Consider the following 18,986-nt stretch of genomic DNA (forward strand, 5'->3'; position numbering starts at 1 on the left):
CAGTTATCAGGTAATTTGATAACTGCTTTTTTTGGTTTATAGCCAACGACAAACTTTTTCTTGATTGTAATTTAGGCGAAAACTTTCTGATTCAGACTATATCTCTTCTACCCCATTGGTAATGGCTACTTTGTATGATACCAATGGCTGTCCAAATTTTGCTTCATAAGCCGCACCTATTTCAGACAGAAAGGCATCTACCGAATCGTTTTTAACCAGATTGATGGTACAGCCACCAAAGCCACCACCCATCATTCTTGAACCTGCTACGGCCTCGTTATCGATGGTTTGCTCTACCAGAAAATCAAGCTCCGGGCAGCTTACTTCATATAGTTCGCTTAGCCCTTGATGGGTTTCATACATCTTTTGTCCGAAATCCACAAAATCATCGGCTAACAATGCTCTACAGGCCAACTCTACCCTTGTTATTTCTTCAACCACATATTTACAACGATTATACACTACCTGCGGCAGTTTATCTGCCTGGCTGCGGAGCATAGCCGTTGTAACATCTCTAAGGCTATTTACCTGCGGATACGCATCTTGCAAAATACTGATTCCCTCTTCGCACTCGGCTCTGCGTTTATTATATTCTGAGTCGCCCAGATTATGTTTTACACCCGAATTACACAAAACAATGGTGTATTCGGTAGTATTAAAAGGAAAATACTCATAGCTTAAATCACGGCAGTCGAGCTTGATAACAGATTTATCTTTGCCATGAATAGAGGCAAACATATCCATGATACCGCATTTTACTCCGGCAAAATTATGCTCGGCCTGTTGGGCGGTCAAAGCCAAATCGATGCTCGAAAGCTCAAAACCATAGAGTTGATTCAAGGCAAAGCCGATACCACTCTCTACCGCCGCCGACGATGATAAACCTGCGCCAAGTGGCACATCACCACCAAAAACTACATTGAAGCCCTGTGTGATTTTATCATCAGCTTTGGTCATTTCCGACACCATACCAATCAGAAAATTCGCCCAGCCTTTCTCCGATTTCTTTACGTTGTCTAACGAAAACTCGTAGGCATCGTCTAAATCATAGGCAAATAGGCTAATAACATTGTCGTCTCGCTTGGAAACGGCAAAATAAATTGCCTTGTCAATGGCGGCCGGTAGCACAAAGCCATCGTTATAGTCGGTATGTTCGCCAATCAGGTTAATGCGGCCCGGGGCACGCACAATTATATCGGGTGTTTGCTTAAATAAGTCTGAGAATTTCTGTTTGATATTTTCTGAGTACATCTATGAATTGGTTTCTGGTGCTGTTTCTTCAGGGGTTTCTTCGGCTGGTGTCTCAGCCTTTTCTTCCTGCGGGAACAAATTTATATCTTCCATTTCATTTTCTTCTATCTCAAAAAACATTTTATGAATATTTATCGGCTCTTCGTCAGGGCCTAACGAACAAACAACCTTTGTATAAGAGCCATCTTCCTGCAATTCATAAGAATTTACGTTGTCTCGCAGGTTAAAGTCTAATATATTAATGGCGTGTTTTTTTACTTCAGCATCTACAAACTCAAACATCGACTCAATGCGTTTATCGAAGCTACGCACCATAATATCAGCACTGCTACCATACAGCTTAGGCTCGTTGTTATTATGGAAATAGAAAATACGTGCGTGCTCAAGATATAAACCAACAATTGAGCGCACTGTAATATTTTCGCTCAGATTCTTGCGGCCGGGTCTTAAGCAACATATACCCCGCACAATGAGTTTAATTCTTACGCCTGCTTGCGATGCCTTATATAATTCATCAATCACGTATCGGTCTTCAAGCGAATTAAGTTTAATACAGATACCACTCGGCAAGCCTTTTTGTGCATTTTCAGCCTCATTTCTGATTAACTCTATCAAGCGCTTGCGCATATCCCGTGGCGAGGTTATCAGATACTGATAGTTGGCTGGCTGCGAGTGCCCAGTAATAACATTGAAAAACTCTGCAATATCTTTGGTGTATGATGGGTTGGTGGTCAACAAACCAATATCGGTATACAGCCTTGCCGTATCTTCATTGTAGTTACCACTAGCCAAGTGAGCATATTGCCTTACTCTGTTGCCTTCTTTGCGTACAATCAGCATTAGCTTGGTATGGGTTTTGTACCAGCCAATACCATAAATTACAAAGCAACCTGCACGTTGCAGGCGCTCTGCTTCACGAATATTATTTTCTTCGTCGAAACGGGCCTTAATCTCAAACAATACCGAAACGTGCTTGCCATTTTCGGCGGCTTTCAATAAAGCCTGCGTTACTCGTGATTTCTTAGCCAGACGATAGATAGTGAGTTTAATTGCCAAAACGTCAGGGTCTTCGGCAGCCCTTTCGATTAATTGTAATACAGGCTCAAAATTATTATATGGGTGATGCAGCAAGAGGTCTTTCTCACGAATCACCTCAAAAATGTCGGTATTTTTTTCTTTTAATCGTAATGGCGGTACAGGCGGGTGTACTGGCTCAAGTACTTCCAGAAACTCAGGATGACGGATAATATGCCATAAACAGGTGTAATCAATCAGGCATTCGTCAACAAAAATATTATACTTATCAATCTCCCAACGTTTTTGCAGTACATTCATCAGCCATTCGTTGGCATTGGCTTCAATCTCCATATATACCACCCTACCTAAACGACGGCTCTTGATTTTCTGCTTGATTTCATCAACAAAATCAGATTCAATATCGTCTGACTCTTCGAGCGTAAAATCACCATTTCTGACAATGCGGAACAAGCTAACCGACTGAATCTCTACATTTCGGTAGAGTTTTTTCATTTCGTGCCTTACTATTTCTTCAATCGGCAAAAACAAAAGCTCGTCGCCACGCTCAATCGTGAAAAACCTCGGTAAGTTGGCAGGTATCTGCACAAAAGAGATTTTTTTGGTTTCGCTATCTTCTGAAAAAAGCGTCGAACGGCTCGAATCTGTTATTACCCCAAAAATAAGCGTTTTAGCCACCAGTACCGGAAAGGCATGGGTGTGGTCGAAGAGCATAGGTGTAAGCATCGGATAGACGGTATAATCAAAATAATCTATCGCATCCTTCAACTCACTCTCGTTGAGGTCGCCTATTTTAACAACCTGAAATTTATAATTCTTGAAAAGTGGCGTCAGTTCCTCTTCAAAAACACGGTCTTGCTCTTGCAAAAACTCACGAACAGCCGACAACAAGGCTTTACGAAATGGAATTTCACGCAGACCCGAGTAATCGATTCGCTCTTTGTTGTAGTCGAGATAATTATATAAGCTACCTAGCCTTACCGTAAAAAACTCATCAAGGTTTGAAGACGTAATAGCCAGGAATTTTAAACGTTCAAAAAGATTGAGGCTCTCGTCTCTTGACTGGTCAAGCACTCTTTCATTAAATTTAAGCCAGCTCAGATCACGGCTAATGTAGTTTGACTGCTCGATGCTGTCAACATAGCGGCTTATCTTCGATTCGGGTATAGAAGAATTTTTCTCTTCGGTTTTAGAGGGACTAACCAACCCATTTAAAAATGAAAAAAGGCTACCTTTTGAGCCTTTTCCATTAGATATATCTTTGTTCTTTTCGTCCATAGCTCGATAACAAATTGTGTCTTGCGAAGTACGGAATTTATACGAAGATATTCAAGTTTTTAACAATAATTTAACAGATAAGTGCAATTTATGCCCAGATTTAATCTACCACTCTGTTTTCGTTTATATAATGAATATTCGCCGATTTTGATTGTTTGAAAACCTCAGGATTCAGGTACTTACCTTTTTCATCTTTTGCTTTTTCGGTTTCTGGTACAACTCTATTCGCATTGGCATAAGCATCTTGTCTGATACCGGTTACCTGCCAGCTAACTTTAAGATTTGGTTTATCTGTCTTGATACCAAACTGATTATTTTTAACTTCACTGCTTACAATGGCCTGCCCAAATTCACCACCTATAACAGTTAGCTGATAACGGAAATCTTTATTTAGTGCTTCAAAATAAGCTGGCAGGCTAATAGTGGCATTACCTGCGTTATCAGTTGTGGTATTGCCGTTATATACGTTCATCATATCAGGGCTTTCAACAAAACTGTGTGATAAATACTTGTTCTCAGGGTCGAGCGGGTGGTCTATTTTAAATGTCCCGGCACTTTTAGCTAATGTACCCGACACATAAACATTACCATTGAAATAACCCGCATAAGAGGTTCCTGTACCTGAAACTGTTGCATATATACCATACCTTGTTGCTGTTCCTACACCCGATGCCGAAGCATATAAACCATAGGTATTGCCAGTACCTGCTTGTAATGCTAGCGCCCTCATTCCAAATAGATAATTACTAGAAACCGAATTCTCGTTTACATAACCCTGCACCCCTACATTGTCGTAGCCAGTATTACCTGCAGTTCCTAATACACCAATATTATTAAAGCCAGAACTAGCCCAATTGCCATGTGATGCTACTCCTATGGCATCGTAGGGGTCGTTTAGTATAGCGTGCGTACCATTAAACATAGCCGAAGCCCGCAGGTTTCTGGTATAACCACCCCATGCAGCCACATTAAGCCCAGTTTGATAAACATCAAGCCTTGAATTAGGTGTTTGCCAGTTTATACCAACACCATCGTTGGTTATTGTCATTCTGTCGGCGGTTCCTGTGCCAAAAATCAAACGCTTTCCATATAGTCTAACATCGCCTGCACCGCCGCCGCCAGTAGCTACCCCAATTCTAAAATTATTAGCTTCACTCCCAACTCTGAAATCGCCTGTACTACCTGATGCTAAATCCCAGTTGCCCTGTCCTAACACATCCAGAACAGCTGATGGGGCGTCAATGCCAATACCAGCTTTACCCGTAGGGCTTAAACTTAAACTAGCATTAGCCGACGAACCATATTTAATAGAATAATAGTCATTATTACTATTAGCATCATATACATCGGCAGTTAAATCCCAGAATCTATTATTTCCCGGCGTTGAGTAGATTGTATTCATAAACCTGATTCTTGGAAAGCCAAAAGAAGTTTCTTTAATAAGTAAATGAACTTTAGAATCATAATCTTCTGACCCTGCTATTTCATGGAAAGCATTATATCCACTAACATTTATACCACTCACAGAACGTTTTTTTTCTATTTGCGGTTTTTCAGCTTGTTTTACAGATTCGGTAGGTGCTACCTGAGAAACTTGTGCCATGGTTTGAGTGCTGAATAGCAGCAAACCAGCAATTAATAAAATGTAAACTTTTTTCATTATTCGTAGGTATTAAAAGTTAAAAAATCAATCAGAAAGTATTTTATCAGTTAATTTGTACTCATACACGCCCATGCTGTGCCGTTGTATAGTTTCAAGCAATTGTTGCTTGTATCAAACACTATCATGCCTTTTTGTGGCAATGTAATAGCAGCAATTTCAGCAGCTGTTAATTGAGGTAAAGTGAGTACATTGGGCAAAATAGTAGTTGCAATTACTGATGGGGGTGCAAGATTTACGCAGTCGCCTGTTAAAGCAATGTTTTCTGCATTGGCCGTATTACCAACTATCCAGCTAGCATTGCAGGGTGGTTTACTTGTATTGGCCGTTACTTTGTAATAAATAAAAGTTTGAGGCGATGTACAGCCCATACACATAGCCACTCTTGCCAGTTTCCATTGGCCATTGTTACGGTATATCTGGTATTGGTCGAACGGGATGCCTGATGCAGGAACATCAAAATAAGAATCTGTACCTGCATCTTTTGCCTCGACTGTGGTATAAGAAAAGCCACAGCCATTGCACAGGGTATAGGTTTTGTTAACTGCGGGTGTGGTAGTTGCGCCTACAACCGTATTGGTTTGTGCTTTTGATTGTATAAAACTAAGAATAAAAGCCAGTATGAGTAGTGTATATTTCATGATATTAATCTTTTTTGAATAAGTAGAAAGGTAAATTTTGTGCTGATTGGTAAGCACTCGGAAGTATCACGCTGCCCTCGGTATAATAGTTATAAGTACCGCTGAACTGATTGTAGATAGAACCTCCCCAACTAATAGCTGAATTGCCGAAAGAAACCAAACTGCCTATGTATTGAGGTGCAAACGAATTATTCGTAATGCTTTGCCACGAATTAGCCGAAGGATCAAAAAGCTCGGTTCTGGTTGGGTTTTCACTACCAACCACCAGCACTTTTGCGTCGAGCATAACAGCATACAATGCTCCAACAATAGCAGAACCAGCATTGATAGTAGTCCAGCTATTGGTGGCAAAATCATATATTGCCCCACCTGCGGTTGCGTTTGGCGTATAACCACCCAGAATAAGCATCTTTGTACCCGTCCAGACAGCCCTATGACCTGACCTTGCACTTGGTGCATTTGTAGTTGAAATAGGGCTCCAGGTATTGGTAGCGGGGTCGTATATACCTCCATCATCCAGATACGTTGTGCCGTTGTAACCACCCCATACAAGCATCTTTGAGCCTGTCCATACAGCCGAGTGTCCATACCTTGCACTCGGTGCACTTGTGTTTGAAATTGCTGCCCATGTATTGTTAACAGGATTATATTTACCCCCATCGGCATAAATAACAGGAGGGCCATTGTACAAAACTCCACCCCAAACAATCATATCAGTGCCAGTCCAGACAGCACTATTGTTAGTTCTTACACTAGGTACATTGGTGGTCGACATGGGCGTCCATGTATTGGTAGTAGCATTATAAATATCGCCGGTATTTACATAGCTCGAGCCGTTTGAGCCGCCCCAGACGATAGCTTTATCACCATAGCAAACAGTAGAATGAAAAGTTCGGGCTAGTATATTTGTGGTAGATGTGGCTGTCCAGAAGTTGCTCACAGGTGTATAAAGTGCCCCTGTATTGTAATATGTTGAAGTACCGCCACTGTTGTTTCTGGACCCGCCCCAGATAAACATTTTATTGTTGAGCGCACAGGCTGAATACCCGCTTCTTCCGGTAGGTACATCAAAATAAGTAGTATTCTGGTACCATTCGGCACTAGGTGTGCTTGGGGAGTACGCTTGAAAAGTAAGATTATTCAGTTTACCAAGTAAACTAAATCCGGCATTTGCCAGTGGGGTATTCGTTTCTGTTTCTGACAATACAATGCCTGTAGCAGGAAGCGAACCACCACCGCCTGATACCGGAGCAATAGCTAGTTTTTTCCAAGCTGTGCCATTCCAGAAGTAATACCCTGCCCCTTCAGCGCCTGCGCCTGTGATACCCCCATTCGTATTATAAACCAATTGAGACACCAAAGGGAATGGAGTTTTACTAATATCGCTTGTTGTACTAAGCGAGATATTCGGAAAAACAGTACCTTGCGGCGTAATTGTTGAGTTTTGCGCTACAGCATTTAATGTTCCTATTACTAATAAAAAGTAGAATATTTTTTTCATTTTATTGCATTTTAGGTAAACAGCCATTTGATTTTAGCATACCACAGCTTTGGTATGTGCACACAAACTAAGTCTTCTGCTCTGGCCAATAACACTTACTTAATCCGCTTCAGCGATGAATCGCTAAGGCCCGGAGTGTTTATAGTCAAAGTATTTTCGTCTTTTTTAGACATTGTACTTTTGCGGTATTCTACGGTTGTGCCGTCGCTAAACCTTACTATTTGTTCATACTCCCATTTATCAGTTCCTGTCGAAACCACGTTTTTCCAATAGGCTTCGCCAACTACAAATTTGAAGCTGGCGTTGTTATTCGGCACTTTAGTGCCTTTGGCCGATTTAGTAGCGGGCTCGTAGATACACTCGGCGCCATTGGCATATTGCCAACTACCATGCAGAAAAGCGTAAGGGTCGGCTTCAACTGTTTTTTTCTTGCAGGCAATAGTGCCTAACACCAAGAGTGTCAGCAAGAATCTGAGATATTTTTTCATTGATATGGTAATTAAGAATTGGGTTTGGCTTAAATTAATCAGGCACTGAAATTGAGCTTCTGCCACAGAACACTTTTCAGTTCTTTGGCTCTTCGCCTTGAAATGGGCAAACTGGTGCCATCAAGCAAGCGGGCTTCTTTTGCTACTTTATGCCAGCTCAAATCTTTCAGATAGTTGATGTTTACAATAAAAGATTTGCTGATTCGGATAAGATAAGGGTGTGTTTCTAAGGATTTTTCGAAAAACCCCAGGTGAAATGCTGTAGTAAAACGCCTGTTGAGCGTAACGAAAGTAGTGTAATTAATATCAGCCTGCATATATATTATTTCCTCAGGCTTTATCTCTACTCTTTCGGTTTTTATAAGAATAAACAGGTTCTGAGCAACTTTCTCAGTTTGGGGGAGTTGGGCATTGTAATATTTCATTGGGCGTATCTTTTTAGATATGCCAAAATTGCTGCTATTTTTTTTGGGAGAAAATACCGAAAATATGGGATAGAACAAGCTATGTTTTAACGCTTGTTATACTTCGCAACTGCCTCAGTTACAGAGTGCACCTGTAGTTTTTCGTAGATACGTTTGATGTGTGTGCGCACGGTTTCTATGGTTATGCCGCAGCTATCAGCCACCATTTTGTAGCTTTTACCTTCTACCAAGTGCCGTAGCACTTCTAGTTCACGCTTACTCAACTGGCTTATTTCGGCCACAGTACTTGGTCTTTCGTGCAGATTCTGCATTACCCTTCTGGCAATAGAAGGGCTCATGGGTGCACCACCCTCAAATACTTCTCTGATAGCCTCTAAAATACGTGCGGGTGAGGTTTTCTTTAGTAAATAGCCTGTTGCCCCTGCCTTAATTGATTCAAATACACGTTCATCGTCGTCAAAGACGGTAAGCATCAGTACATCAACATACGAAAAACGCTTCTTAATGCTTCTCACGGCTTCAATACCACTCATGCCGGGCAGGTCAATGTCCATTAATATTACATCGGGTTCGTTTTTTTTTACTTGCGCAAGTACCTCTATGCAATTATCAAAAGAACCTACCAGCTCAAAACCCTCTGTTCCTTCAATCAAGAAAGAAAGGGCTTCTCTTAGCATGTTGTTGTCTTCGTAAATAATTGTTTTTATCGCCATCATGATTTTTAATTGCGTAAAATTACTGTATCGGTACGCACACCAATATCCCCAAAATATGGGATACGCCCTATTCAAACTCTACTAAAATTTGTGTACCACTACCCAGTTGACTTGTAATTTTAAAAGTACCATTGAGTTTTTCGGCTCTTGCCTTCATATTTTTAAGGCCATTACCCCCGCTGGTTCTGTTTTCAGAAAGACTTTCGGTGTCAAATCCTTTTCCATTGTCTGTTATTGAAAGCCTTATTTTATTTTCGGCATAATCAAGATGAACATTAACGGTTGAGGCATCGGCATATTTATAGATATTGTTAAGGGCTTCTTTAAAAATCAGAAAGAAATCTCTTTTCTTTTCAAGCGACAGATTCAGTTTTCTCACAGCATCTCGGGCTTCGATATTCACCAGCACCTCCTGATTAAAGAACAATTCATTGCTAAAATCGTGCATACGGTTAATAATCTGGTCGATAGAATCATAGTTAGGGTTTACACTCCAGACAATATCGCCCATCGTATCCATTACATACCGAGCTGTTTCGCCGATTTTCTTTAGTGAAGAATGGGCTTTTTCAGGGTCTTTTTCAATCATTTTTTCGACATTCTGGCTCAAGATACTGATACTACTCAGGTAACTCCCCATGTCGTCGTGCAGGTCTCGGGCTATATTATCTCTGATAAGTTGTGTGCGTATCTGCTGGCGTAAACGGTATTGAAACAAAAAGTAAAGCAGAATAGCAATAAGGATAATGGCATAGCAGAACATCATAGGCAAAAACCACCAGCGAAGCCATATTGGCGACTCGACAACGATTTTCAGATAGGCGGCTTCAACATTGGTATTCGCTGCATCTGTAATGCTTAGTTCATACTCGCCATTAGGAAGATTTGTAAAAAGAATATGGTTGTTTTTTGTTTCAAACTGCCGATAGCTAAAGTTCTTTAATTGATACAGGTATCGGGCACTTGTAGTTGGGCTGAAATAAATAATGAGCGAGTTTTGCGAATAATCGAGGCTAATTGTACTATTAATAGGCTTTATCTGCTCTTTTTTTGTAGGATTCTGAAAATCGTTTTTGTTTTCGAGCACAACAATGCGTTCAATGCTGATGCGCTCTTGTGCATTGGCATTGAGGTATAGAAAGAAACAAAAAAAGTGTAGTAGGTTCTTTTTGTAGTGAGACATCCGCATCTTAATTCATTATTTCTTCGGCGTTACAATAAAACCAATGGCAAATAAAATAAAAGCCGTTGCACCACCAATAACCGTCAGCATATCGAAAAAGTAATACAAATCTAGCGAACTTTCAATGAATTGCTTTTTAAAGAAACTTGTTATTACCGAAAACAAACTTAGGGTAAAAAACGCCGCACAAAACCAGAACCGATAGTCTTGCGAAAGCACGGAACTTCGTTTATTAAGCAAGAGCTCTTTTAAAAAATAACCTGATACGCCAATCATATTCAGATACGAAAGTGTTTGTGTAATGGTGTTAATCTGGTTAAAACCCGAAATAACCCAAACTTCAAGCGGCAAGAAAAGTATAATGGCTACATAAGTGTATATAAGCCATTTTTTAAGCACTACGTTAGGCCCCGCCATTTTATAAAAAAAACAGGTACTAAAGGCAAAAACAAACACCGTATGCGGATAATACATAAAGTGGTTGCGTATATGAAACACCGACAAAGTATCTTTAAGTACTTCTATTACTAAAACGCTGGCCAGAAAGCCCATCGCTATCCGGCCAGCGAGGTTTAAACTCTTCCAACGAAAAAGCCCTACTCCTAAGGGCACAAATATAAATCCAAAGAAAAACAGATATAAGTAATCCAGAATCTCATAAATACTCATTATTTAAAAAATTATGCGCTGTTAGGTGTCTTTTCTAATGCCAAGCCAGGAGTTTACTATTTTACTTTTGTTGCTGCTTAAACCGTACAACCCATTCGTGGCGGACAGTCCAAGGTATCGCACTCCACATGATTTCTATCAAATAACCACATATAATAATTCTTAATCTGAGGCGATTTGATTTTCAACATCAATATCTGCTGCCTGCTTTGGTCTCGGCCTGTGGTAAATTTATTCATTGCCAGCGCAAAACGAATGGTACGGGCATTACCAAAGTACGCTTCTTTTTTTAATAAAGATAAGAAAGTATCTGTACTTATTAAATATCCTGCCACAACACCCTCGTCAGGATTGGTAATTTCGCCAAAAAGTGTCTGATGATAATTCTTAAATTGCTCCTGCGATATTTTTTTGTTCGAAAAGTTAAGAAAATATTCAATTTCACCTTCGGCATTTCTGTATGGATTATCCTGTGTTGTTTCATAATTTCCTGTATCACAGAAGTTTCCACTTAAGATGAGTTGAATTCTGCCATTCTGGCTCAGAGGCTTATCTAAACCGAAGCAAATCTTAACGGCCAGACAGTTTTTTTCTTTAAAATACTCAAGCAATTTTATGAGTTGCTCCCGTTTCACATCAATTTGGAAATCTCTTGGTTTGAGTGTCTTTATGCACTCAAGTACCGACCTTGTTGGTACACAACCATTACGATTTACCAGAAAAGATTTAAAAAATTTGACAAATACGTTTTTGCTGGGCTCACGTAACACAAAGGTATCCATGAAGTTTTTTTGAGCAAAAATAGGTAAACGAATAGAGTTAGCAACAGTCCAGTCTGCTCGAAGAATTTCACATAATTCTTCGGGGGTGTAAATAGTGTTTGGTTCCATTATTATTGTTTTTTTACCTTAAAATAGAAATCATTCTAAAAATAAGGTATTCCATAATTTATTTCCTTATTTCAAATTATCTTTCTATTTAAAGGTCAACACTATGCTAGAGAATTTAAAAGACGGAGATTTGGTCAAACTGAAACTTGCAGACATAGGCCAATACTTAGATTATATATCGGAAGAAGATTTGGATGCAATACGAAATTTTTACCCTGAAGAATTCAGACAAATACATTCAAGGGTAAGAACTAGTGCAGATACTAAATATCCACTAACATGGCTTTTTAAAGAGTTTTTGGAAACAGAAGCTGTTTTTCCTGGGACTAGGGAGAAGCTTAGTGAAAGAATGCTAAAGCTGATTAACCAAAATAAGCTTGATTTCAAGTTTTATGTTTATTGGAAGTATTTTAAAAGTGACATATCTGTAAATTACACCTCTAATAATCTGTTGACAATATTTAGAAATCATGCGGTAATTGGCTCTATTGGTGGAGGAAATGGGAATGAAGATTGGATGCGGTTGAATCTTACACAGGTTAGGCCAATGCTTGAAAGTTTGTTTCCGATACCTTTGCAATACTTAGAGCCTACTATTAACCCTATCCAAGAACAAATACCATTGGTCAGGCAATTCCGCAACCTGAATACTCCTTTACCCGCCCCATTAGTCAACCAACAAACCATTAATCTTGTTACTTTTTCTAGTATTTTTAAACTCGCCAACGTTTATCATATTACAAAAAAATGTAAGTGGAAAACAAATAGCTGCTATAATCCTGACTGTGAACCACATTTATGCCATACAAAGAAAACCAGAGAATATATGAATATCGGAAATTCTTATAAAATCTGTGATTCTATTTATCCGATTGGAGATTTTGGTACTGAGTCAAACTACTATTTATCTTTTCTAAGCCTTTTTTCAGAGTTAAAAACAGGTAAGTTAAAAGCCGGAGATGTTGTATTGCTCAATGAGAGCATTGATACCGCAAGTATTGATTACCCATGCTCTTATAATATAGCAATTAATGATATGATAGCGTATTTGGCTACTAAAAAAGTAAGTGTTGTATTGTGCTCGGGCAATAGAGGTCAAAATCTTAGCAGTCAGAATTACCCATCTTTAGCGAGTAGTGCTATTGTGGTTGGTGCTGTAAAAAAAATAGATAATAGATGGCAATTCGATAGTAATTTTGATAGTGGCAATGCAATAGACTTTTATGTACAAACGCACGAAGGCTTTTTTTCTCAAAGCTCAGCGGCATCGGCATTTGTTGCGCGTAAAATAAAAGAGATGCAAGATTCAATACGCTCTAATCAGGAAAATATGAAACTTTCGGTAGATGAAATCAAAGTGAGGCTTAGGCAAGAGACAGAGCTTAATATTATTAATGGCGTAGGTATTAGTTTCTTTTCTTCTGGTACTACTGAAGCATTGTGATGATACTAAATAACCAAAAAGCCTTGAATACAGCTGTATTCAAGGCTTTTGTATATTATTTGATGCTCAATTACACACCTAACAAGATTCTTGCCGGGTCTTCTAATAATTGTTTTACTCTTACCAGGAAGCTAACCGAATCTTTACCGTCGATAGTGCGGTGGTCGTAGCTAAGGGCAACGTACATAATAGGACGAACAACTATTTCGCCATTTACTACTACTGCTCTTTCTACAATATTGTGCATACCTAAAATAGCCGATTGAGGCGCATTGATAATAGGCGTTGAAAGCATTGAGCCAAAGATACCACCATTGGTGATAGTGAAAGTACCTCCGGTCATTTCTTCAATCGTCAGTTTATTATCTCTTGCTTTACCTGCTAATCTTACTACCTCTGCTTCTACACCTGCAAAACTTAGCTGCTCGGCATTTCTGATAACCGGAACAACCAAACCACGTGGTGCTGATACTGCAATGGCTATATCGGCGTAATCGTTATACACAATTTCATCGCCATCGATATATGCGTTTACCACAGGGTATTCTTTCAGGGCAATAGCACAAGCTTTGGTAAAGAACGACATAAAGCCTAAGCCTACGCCATGAACCTCTTTGAATTTATCTTTATACTTAGCTCTCAAATCCATGATTGGCTTCATATCCACTTCATTGAAAGTTGTAAGCATGGCTGTTTCTTGTTTCACTGCTACCAAGCGTCGTGCAATGGTTTTGCGCAGGCTGGTCATTTTTTCTCTACGAGAAATCCTACCTTCTACACCCGATGCAACTGGCGCACTTGCCGGAGCTTTAGGCGCAGGCGTTGGTGTGCTTGGCGTTGTAGCTTGCGGTGCTGGTGTAGCGTTAGCTTTCAAAGCATCTTCTTTCATGATACGGCCACCTACCCCTGTACCTTGTACAGTTGCCGGGTCGATACCTTTTTCGGCTAAAACTTTTGCTGCTACAGGCGATGGATGCCCAGCTGCATAGTTATTACCTGACGATGCTTTTTCTTGAGTTGCCGCAGGTTTTTCTGGCGTTGCTGCAGGGGCAGTGTTTGCCGCAGCACCTACTGCTATTTTTGCTACTACACCACCAATTGGCACTACATCACCTGCTTTGGCAACAATAGTAATTACACCGTTTTCCGGCGATGGTAGCTCAAAAGTAGCTTTATCAGATTCAAGTTCGCAAATCACCTCGTCCATTTTCACAGTATCGCCATCTTTTTTGCTCCATGAAGCAATGGTTACTTCTGTAATAGACTCTCCTACTGCAGGCACTACTACATCGATGGTTTTGGCATCGGCTGCTGGTGCTGGCTGGCTGCTAGCTGCTGGAGCTGGCTCGGCCGAAGATGCTTTTGGCTCTTCTTTTGGCGCAGGTGCTGGCTCAGGAGCCGGAGTTGAGTCCTGTGGTTTATCGGTTGCTGGTTCAATTTTACAAATCAAAGCTCCGATAGGTAGAGTTGTACCTTCGGCCGCTACAATTCTTAAAATACCGTCGGCTTCTGCAGGAAGTTCAAAGGTGGCTTTATCTGACTCTAATTCACAGATTACTTCGTCCATTTTTACAAAGTCTCCATCTTTTTTTACCCATGAAGCGATTGTTACTTCGCTTACTGATTCGCCCACCGAAGGGACTTTCATTTCTATTGCCATAACTTGTTTTTTATTGCTAAGTTATTGATATCGATATAATTTATTAATTATCTGTTGGTTGGGTTCTTATTTATCAAACGCCTTCTCTACAATATCGGCCTGCTCTTTTGCGTGAATCTTGGTATAACCAGTTGCCGGAGAAGCACTAGATTTACGGGCGATTACGTTATGAACACCAATTTGAGGGAATTCTCTTAATACAAAAGACCAGTAGCCCATATTTTCAGGTTCTTCCTGTACCCATATTACCTCAGGTTTTTTGTATTTAGCCAGATGTGCCTCTACTTGTTTAGCCGGGAATGGATGCAATTGCTCTACACGAATAATAGCCACGTCGGTACGTTTATCTTTTTGTTGTTTGTCTAACAAATCATAATATACTTTACCGCTACACAACAACACTCTTTTCACCTTTTTAGGGTCGGCGTATTCATCACCGATTGTTTCCATAAAGCGAGTGCCCTCTGCAAAATCTTCTGCTTTTGATACCGCCAACGGGTGTCTTAACATTGATTTTGGCGACATATGAATACAAGGCTTACGGAATGGCAATGCCACCTGGCGGCGCAACATATGGAAGATATTGGCAGGCGTTGTGCACACACAAACATACATGTTGTACTCGGCAGCCAATTGCAAATAACGTTCAGGGCGTGCATTTGAGTGCTCTGGGCCCTGGCCTTCATAACCATGCGGTAACAATAACACCAAACCATTCATGCTGTTCCATTTTGACTCTGACGCTGCGATGAACTGGTCAATCATGATTTGCGCACCGTTAGAGAAATCTCCGAACTGTGCCTCCCAGATAACCAATGCATTTGGGTTAGCCATTGAGTAGCCATACTCGAAGCCCATTACACCATATTCAGAAAGAAGCGAGTTATAGATTTCGAACTTGCCTTGTTTTTCGTCAATGTGTGCAAGGTTGGTATACAATTGATTGGTGTCGGCATCGTGCAATACTGCATGGCGGTGAGTAAATGTACCACGTTGTACATCTTGCCCTGTAATACGTACTACTTTGCCTTCGTCTAAGATAGCACCATAAGCCATTAATTCTCCAACCGACCAGTTGAAAGGTTTTTCTTGGGCAAAAATGGCACGTCTTTCTTCTAATACTTTCTCAATCTGTTTTAAAGGTTTAAAACCTTGTGGTACAGTTGATAGCGCTTTACCTATTTTTTCGATTTCAGCTAAAGCAATACCAGTTACCGGCGATTGCTCGAAATCTTCAGGAACTGAACGGCGTAATTTCTCCCAGTCTTCCTCAAGTTTCGGTTTCTGATATGGCAATTGTTTTTGTTTTACTTTTGCCAATAGGTCTTGCAATTCACCTTCAAATTCTTTTTTCAGCTCTTCCGAGAATTTTGCATCTGCATCTCCACGCTCCATTAGCTCCTGCAAATATATTTCTCTTGTATTTGGGTGATTATCAATCACTTTATACATGGTTGGTTGGGTCATACGTGGCTCGTCAGATTCGTTGTGGCCGTATTTACGGTAACAAATCATGTTTACGAACACATCACGGTTGAACTCCTGACGGAATTCGGTTGCTATTTTCATTGCATAAACTACTGCCTCTGGGTCATCGCCATTTACGTGGAAGATAGGGGCATCAATAATTTTGGCAATATCAGTACAGTAGATAGATGAGCGGGCATCTTCAAAATCGGTAGTGAAACCAACCTGATTGTTGATTACAAAGTGGATTGTACCACCTGTATAATAACCCGGCAGATTCGACATCTGCGTTACCTCATACACAATGCCCTGCCCTGCAATAGCGGCATCACCATGAATGATGATAGGCAGAATTTTATCATAAATATCGTCACGGTGGTTTGGTTTCACGGCCGCTTTATCATAATGTGCATCGGCTCTGGCACGTGCATAACCCACAACTACCGGATTAACCGCCTCAAGGTGAGATGGGTTAGCCATTAGTTTCAAGCTTACCCGTTTGCCTTCAGGTGTTTCTACCTGGCTCGAGTAACCCATGTGGTATTTTACGTCACCATCGGTATAAGCATCCAACTGTACGTTTTCTTCAAACTCATTGAAAACCTGCTCGTATGGTTTTTGTAAAATATTGGTCAGAATATTCAAACGTCCACGGTGAGCCATACCAATCACTACCTCTTCTACCCCAAGTTCTGCTCCACGATTGATGGCTGTATCTAAAGCCGGAATGGTTGATTCTCCGCCTTCGAGCGAGAAACGTTTTTTGCCTAAGAATTTAGTATGCAAGAAATTCTCAAAATTAACCGCCTCGTTAAGTTTCTCAAAAATGCGTAATTTATGCTCACGAGTAGGCTCAAAGTTCAGATACTCTTGTTCAATCTTCTTACGCAACCAGCTCTTTGCCTGGCGGTCTCTGATAAACAGATATTCGAAACCGATTTTACCAAGATAAACCTTTGTTAAGGCGTCTACTATCTTACCTAGCGTAGCAGCCTCACCAAAAACCTCAACCCCTGCTTCAAAAACTGTATCTAAGTCTGCTTCTGAAAGATTAAAATCTTTCAGGTCGAGCATTGGTTTGCTGTCTTTTCTTGGACCAATAGGATTTATTTTTGAAAGTAAGTGTCCACGAGAGCGGTAGCCTCTTATTAAGTGAACAACTTCCATTTCTTTGCGTGTGTGTTCAGCACTGGCCGGTGTACTAATTGGTGCTTTAGCCGGAGAAGCCGCAGTGCCATTATTACTATTCGAATGCCCGTTATTATTATAAGTTTGGCTAAACTCAAAACCCTTAAAGAAATTTTGCCAGCTTTCGTCAACCGAATCTGGGTTTTGTTTGTATTGTTGGTAAATAGCGTCCAATGCGGCTACGTCTGCATTAGCGATGTACGAGAATTGATCCATTGAAAGTTTTAAAAATTATAAAGCTCGTTGGGGAACGATAATAGTTAGTCGTAAAACGATGAAAACCTGCCCTGTTCGGCGAAAATCGGTAGTTTTTTAGTTCTACAAAACTTCGCTTATCAAAACTTTGCAAAGTTACAGATAGGTATTCAATAAAATAACAATTTTTTTACTAAAATCATTGTCTATTGGCTGAAAGAAAACCAGAAAAATTAGTTTTCCTTAAAAATCCTTTTTGTGTTTGACTTTTTTTCTGGCCAATAGTTAAAACTTTGCTTAAGGATAAACAAAAATCCCTCTTTACTGAGAGGGACTTCATTTTAATAGTATTTCATACGATTATTTGTATTCATATCATCACGTATAAATTCGTATCTAAGGTATAACTGGAAAATTCCTCTCTGCTGGAAAGCTCCGGTTGAAGCATTATTCGGATATGCTAGTGGCTTAAAATCATAAGAACCACCTAAACGGAAACTTTCACCAAGCTGAAACTCAACCATCGGTACAGCTTTATTTATTTTCCCGCTACCTCCAAGCGAGTTTTCAGAGCGATATATTATACCAAAGCCTGCTTTTTGCTTAAACCATACTTTAGCAGTGATGAAAAAATTAGCCTTTGCATCTTTGTTCGATTCCATCGTTCCGCTCAGATTCAGCATCATGTTTTCTACATCACCCAACGAAAAACCTATCATGGTATATAAAGGCTTTTTGCTATTAAATGGCCCGGAGTCGCTGATAAATAACACAGGTTTTGATACACTCACAAAAAATTGGTCGGTAGAGAACAAACCTCCCAAACCTGCATAAGGAAACATCTGCTTGAGACCTACTCCTGATAAGATAGTTGGTTGGTAAATAAAACCTGCGTCAGCACCAAGAGCTACCGAGAAAACATCACCGAATTTTTGGCGGTAAGCATACGAAATTTTAGCCCCGGCATTGTTAAAACCAACAATATTACTGTTATATGCCTGTAAACCAAGGCCACCTCGCCCCTCTTGAATAGAACCATCCATCGAAAAAAGCTGATATACCTGTTGTGGGCGAAGCGTACCATTAAATTGATTACCAAACATCCCGTTAAGGCTGAAGGTCTCTCTCGCTCCGGTCATGGCCGGATTTAAGGCTAAAAAATTAAACTGAAACTGGTCTTCTAAAACAGTCTGCCCCTTAACCATTGTAGCAATAGGTAAAAGTAGCATTAGTAGATATTTTCTCATCATGCTTGTGCGTATAATTTCAATTGTCAAAGCAACAAAAATAAAACC

At 40.2% G+C, this 18,986-nt stretch carries 15 protein-coding genes; 1 reads left to right on the top strand and 14 read right to left on the bottom strand.

Annotated features, from left to right (window positions below; translation table 11 throughout):
• Window positions 1-96: 96 nt before the first annotated feature.
• From galK to WAE64_RS11155, 11 genes are all read right to left on the bottom strand, one after another.
• Window positions 97-1,251 carry a galactokinase gene (galK, locus tag WAE64_RS11105; RefSeq protein ID WP_340236445.1) on the bottom strand — a complete coding sequence of 385 codons (1,155 nt, stop codon included), beginning with the start codon at window positions 1,249-1,251 and terminating at the stop codon, window positions 97-99.
• The gene (ppk1, locus tag WAE64_RS11110; RefSeq protein ID WP_340236446.1) at window positions 1,252-3,564 is read right to left on the bottom strand and encodes a polyphosphate kinase 1; all 2,313 of its coding nucleotides are present in this window, start codon (window positions 3,562-3,564) and stop codon (window positions 1,252-1,254) included. It abuts the gene before it with no gap.
• 100 nt (window positions 3,565-3,664) lie between these two features.
• Window positions 3,665-5,167, bottom strand: coding sequence for a hypothetical protein (locus tag WAE64_RS11115; protein WP_340236447.1), 1,503 nt, complete (start codon window positions 5,165-5,167; stop codon window positions 3,665-3,667).
• A 107-nt stretch (window positions 5,168-5,274) separates the two neighbouring features.
• Window positions 5,275-5,865 (bottom strand): hypothetical protein, encoded by a 591-nt coding sequence (locus WAE64_RS11120; protein WP_340236448.1) that lies wholly within the window; start codon window positions 5,863-5,865, stop codon window positions 5,275-5,277.
• Window positions 5,866-5,869: 4 nt separating this feature from the next.
• Window positions 5,870-7,366: a Kelch repeat-containing protein gene (locus tag WAE64_RS11125; protein ID WP_340236449.1), complete on the bottom strand. Its 1,497-nt coding sequence runs from the start codon at window positions 7,364-7,366 to the stop codon at window positions 5,870-5,872.
• 95 nt (window positions 7,367-7,461) lie between these two features.
• Entirely contained in the window at window positions 7,462-7,854 is a 393-nt protein-coding gene (locus WAE64_RS11130; RefSeq protein WP_340236450.1) for a hypothetical protein, read from the bottom strand.
• Between the two features lie 38 nt (window positions 7,855-7,892).
• The gene (locus tag WAE64_RS11135; protein ID WP_340236451.1) at window positions 7,893-8,279 is read right to left on the bottom strand and encodes a LytR/AlgR family response regulator transcription factor; all 387 of its coding nucleotides are present in this window, start codon (window positions 8,277-8,279) and stop codon (window positions 7,893-7,895) included.
• A gap of 86 nt (window positions 8,280-8,365) precedes the next feature.
• Complete coding sequence (locus tag WAE64_RS11140; RefSeq protein ID WP_340236452.1) at window positions 8,366-8,995, bottom strand: response regulator; 630 nt, start codon at window positions 8,993-8,995, stop codon at window positions 8,366-8,368.
• 67 nt (window positions 8,996-9,062) lie between these two features.
• Complete coding sequence (locus WAE64_RS11145; RefSeq protein WP_340236453.1) at window positions 9,063-10,178, bottom strand: sensor histidine kinase; 1,116 nt, start codon at window positions 10,176-10,178, stop codon at window positions 9,063-9,065.
• Between the two features lie 15 nt (window positions 10,179-10,193).
• Window positions 10,194-10,847, bottom strand: coding sequence for a hypothetical protein (locus tag WAE64_RS11150; protein ID WP_340236455.1), 654 nt, complete (start codon window positions 10,845-10,847; stop codon window positions 10,194-10,196).
• Between the two features lie 77 nt (window positions 10,848-10,924).
• Window positions 10,925-11,737, bottom strand: coding sequence for a hypothetical protein (locus tag WAE64_RS11155; protein WP_340236457.1), 813 nt, complete (start codon window positions 11,735-11,737; stop codon window positions 10,925-10,927).
• Between the two features lie 103 nt (window positions 11,738-11,840).
• On the opposite strand from WAE64_RS11155, the gene WAE64_RS11160 reads away from it, so the two are divergent.
• Window positions 11,841-13,181 carry a hypothetical protein gene (locus tag WAE64_RS11160; protein WP_340236459.1) on the top strand — a complete coding sequence of 447 codons (1,341 nt, stop codon included), beginning with the start codon at window positions 11,841-11,843 and terminating at the stop codon, window positions 13,179-13,181.
• A gap of 70 nt (window positions 13,182-13,251) precedes the next feature.
• Here WAE64_RS11160 and odhB read toward each other — a convergent pair whose 3' ends face one another.
• From odhB to WAE64_RS11175, 3 genes are all read right to left on the bottom strand, one after another.
• Complete coding sequence (odhB, locus tag WAE64_RS11165; protein ID WP_340236460.1) at window positions 13,252-14,841, bottom strand: 2-oxoglutarate dehydrogenase complex dihydrolipoyllysine-residue succinyltransferase; 1,590 nt, start codon at window positions 14,839-14,841, stop codon at window positions 13,252-13,254.
• 66 nt (window positions 14,842-14,907) lie between these two features.
• Entirely contained in the window at window positions 14,908-17,712 is a 2,805-nt protein-coding gene (locus tag WAE64_RS11170; RefSeq protein WP_340236462.1) for a 2-oxoglutarate dehydrogenase E1 component, read from the bottom strand.
• A gap of 320 nt (window positions 17,713-18,032) precedes the next feature.
• Window positions 18,033-18,941, bottom strand: a complete 909-nt coding sequence (locus WAE64_RS11175) for a PorP/SprF family type IX secretion system membrane protein (RefSeq protein WP_340236463.1) — start codon at window positions 18,939-18,941, stop codon at window positions 18,033-18,035.
• Window positions 18,942-18,986 lie beyond the last annotated feature (45 nt).

Source organism: Emticicia soli, assembly GCF_037860775.1.
Taxonomy (GTDB): Bacteria; Bacteroidota; Bacteroidia; order Cytophagales; family Spirosomataceae; genus Emticicia; species Emticicia soli.

What these genes read in the sequence shown, in the direction of transcription:
- WAE64_RS11145 (WP_340236453.1), bottom strand. Translation starts at nt 10,178, where the DNA reads ATGTCTCACTACAAAAAGAACCTACTACACTTTTTTTGTTTCTTTCTA.
- WAE64_RS11120 (WP_340236448.1), bottom strand. Translation starts at nt 5,865, where the DNA reads ATGAAATATACACTACTCATACTGGCTTTTATTCTTAGTTTTATACAA.
- ppk1 (WP_340236446.1), bottom strand. Translation starts at nt 3,564, where the DNA reads ATGGACGAAAAGAACAAAGATATATCTAATGGAAAAGGCTCAAAAGGT.
- WAE64_RS11160 (WP_340236459.1), top strand. Translation starts at nt 11,841, where the DNA reads ATGCTAGAGAATTTAAAAGACGGAGATTTGGTCAAACTGAAACTTGCA.
- WAE64_RS11125 (WP_340236449.1), bottom strand. Translation starts at nt 7,366, where the DNA reads ATGAAAAAAATATTCTACTTTTTATTAGTAATAGGAACATTAAATGCT.
- WAE64_RS11140 (WP_340236452.1), bottom strand. Translation starts at nt 8,995, where the DNA reads ATGATGGCGATAAAAACAATTATTTACGAAGACAACAACATGCTAAGA.
- odhB (WP_340236460.1), bottom strand. Translation starts at nt 14,841, where the DNA reads ATGGCAATAGAAATGAAAGTCCCTTCGGTGGGCGAATCAGTAAGCGAA.
- WAE64_RS11170 (WP_340236462.1), bottom strand. Translation starts at nt 17,712, where the DNA reads ATGGATCAATTCTCGTACATCGCTAATGCAGACGTAGCCGCATTGGAC.
- WAE64_RS11155 (WP_340236457.1), bottom strand. Translation starts at nt 11,737, where the DNA reads ATGGAACCAAACACTATTTACACCCCCGAAGAATTATGTGAAATTCTT.
- WAE64_RS11175 (WP_340236463.1), bottom strand. Translation starts at nt 18,941, where the DNA reads ATGATGAGAAAATATCTACTAATGCTACTTTTACCTATTGCTACAATG.
- WAE64_RS11150 (WP_340236455.1), bottom strand. Translation starts at nt 10,847, where the DNA reads ATGAGTATTTATGAGATTCTGGATTACTTATATCTGTTTTTCTTTGGA.
- WAE64_RS11130 (WP_340236450.1), bottom strand. Translation starts at nt 7,854, where the DNA reads ATGAAAAAATATCTCAGATTCTTGCTGACACTCTTGGTGTTAGGCACT.
- WAE64_RS11115 (WP_340236447.1), bottom strand. Translation starts at nt 5,167, where the DNA reads ATGGCACAAGTTTCTCAGGTAGCACCTACCGAATCTGTAAAACAAGCT.
- WAE64_RS11135 (WP_340236451.1), bottom strand. Translation starts at nt 8,279, where the DNA reads ATGAAATATTACAATGCCCAACTCCCCCAAACTGAGAAAGTTGCTCAG.
- galK (WP_340236445.1), bottom strand. Translation starts at nt 1,251, where the DNA reads ATGTACTCAGAAAATATCAAACAGAAATTCTCAGACTTATTTAAGCAA.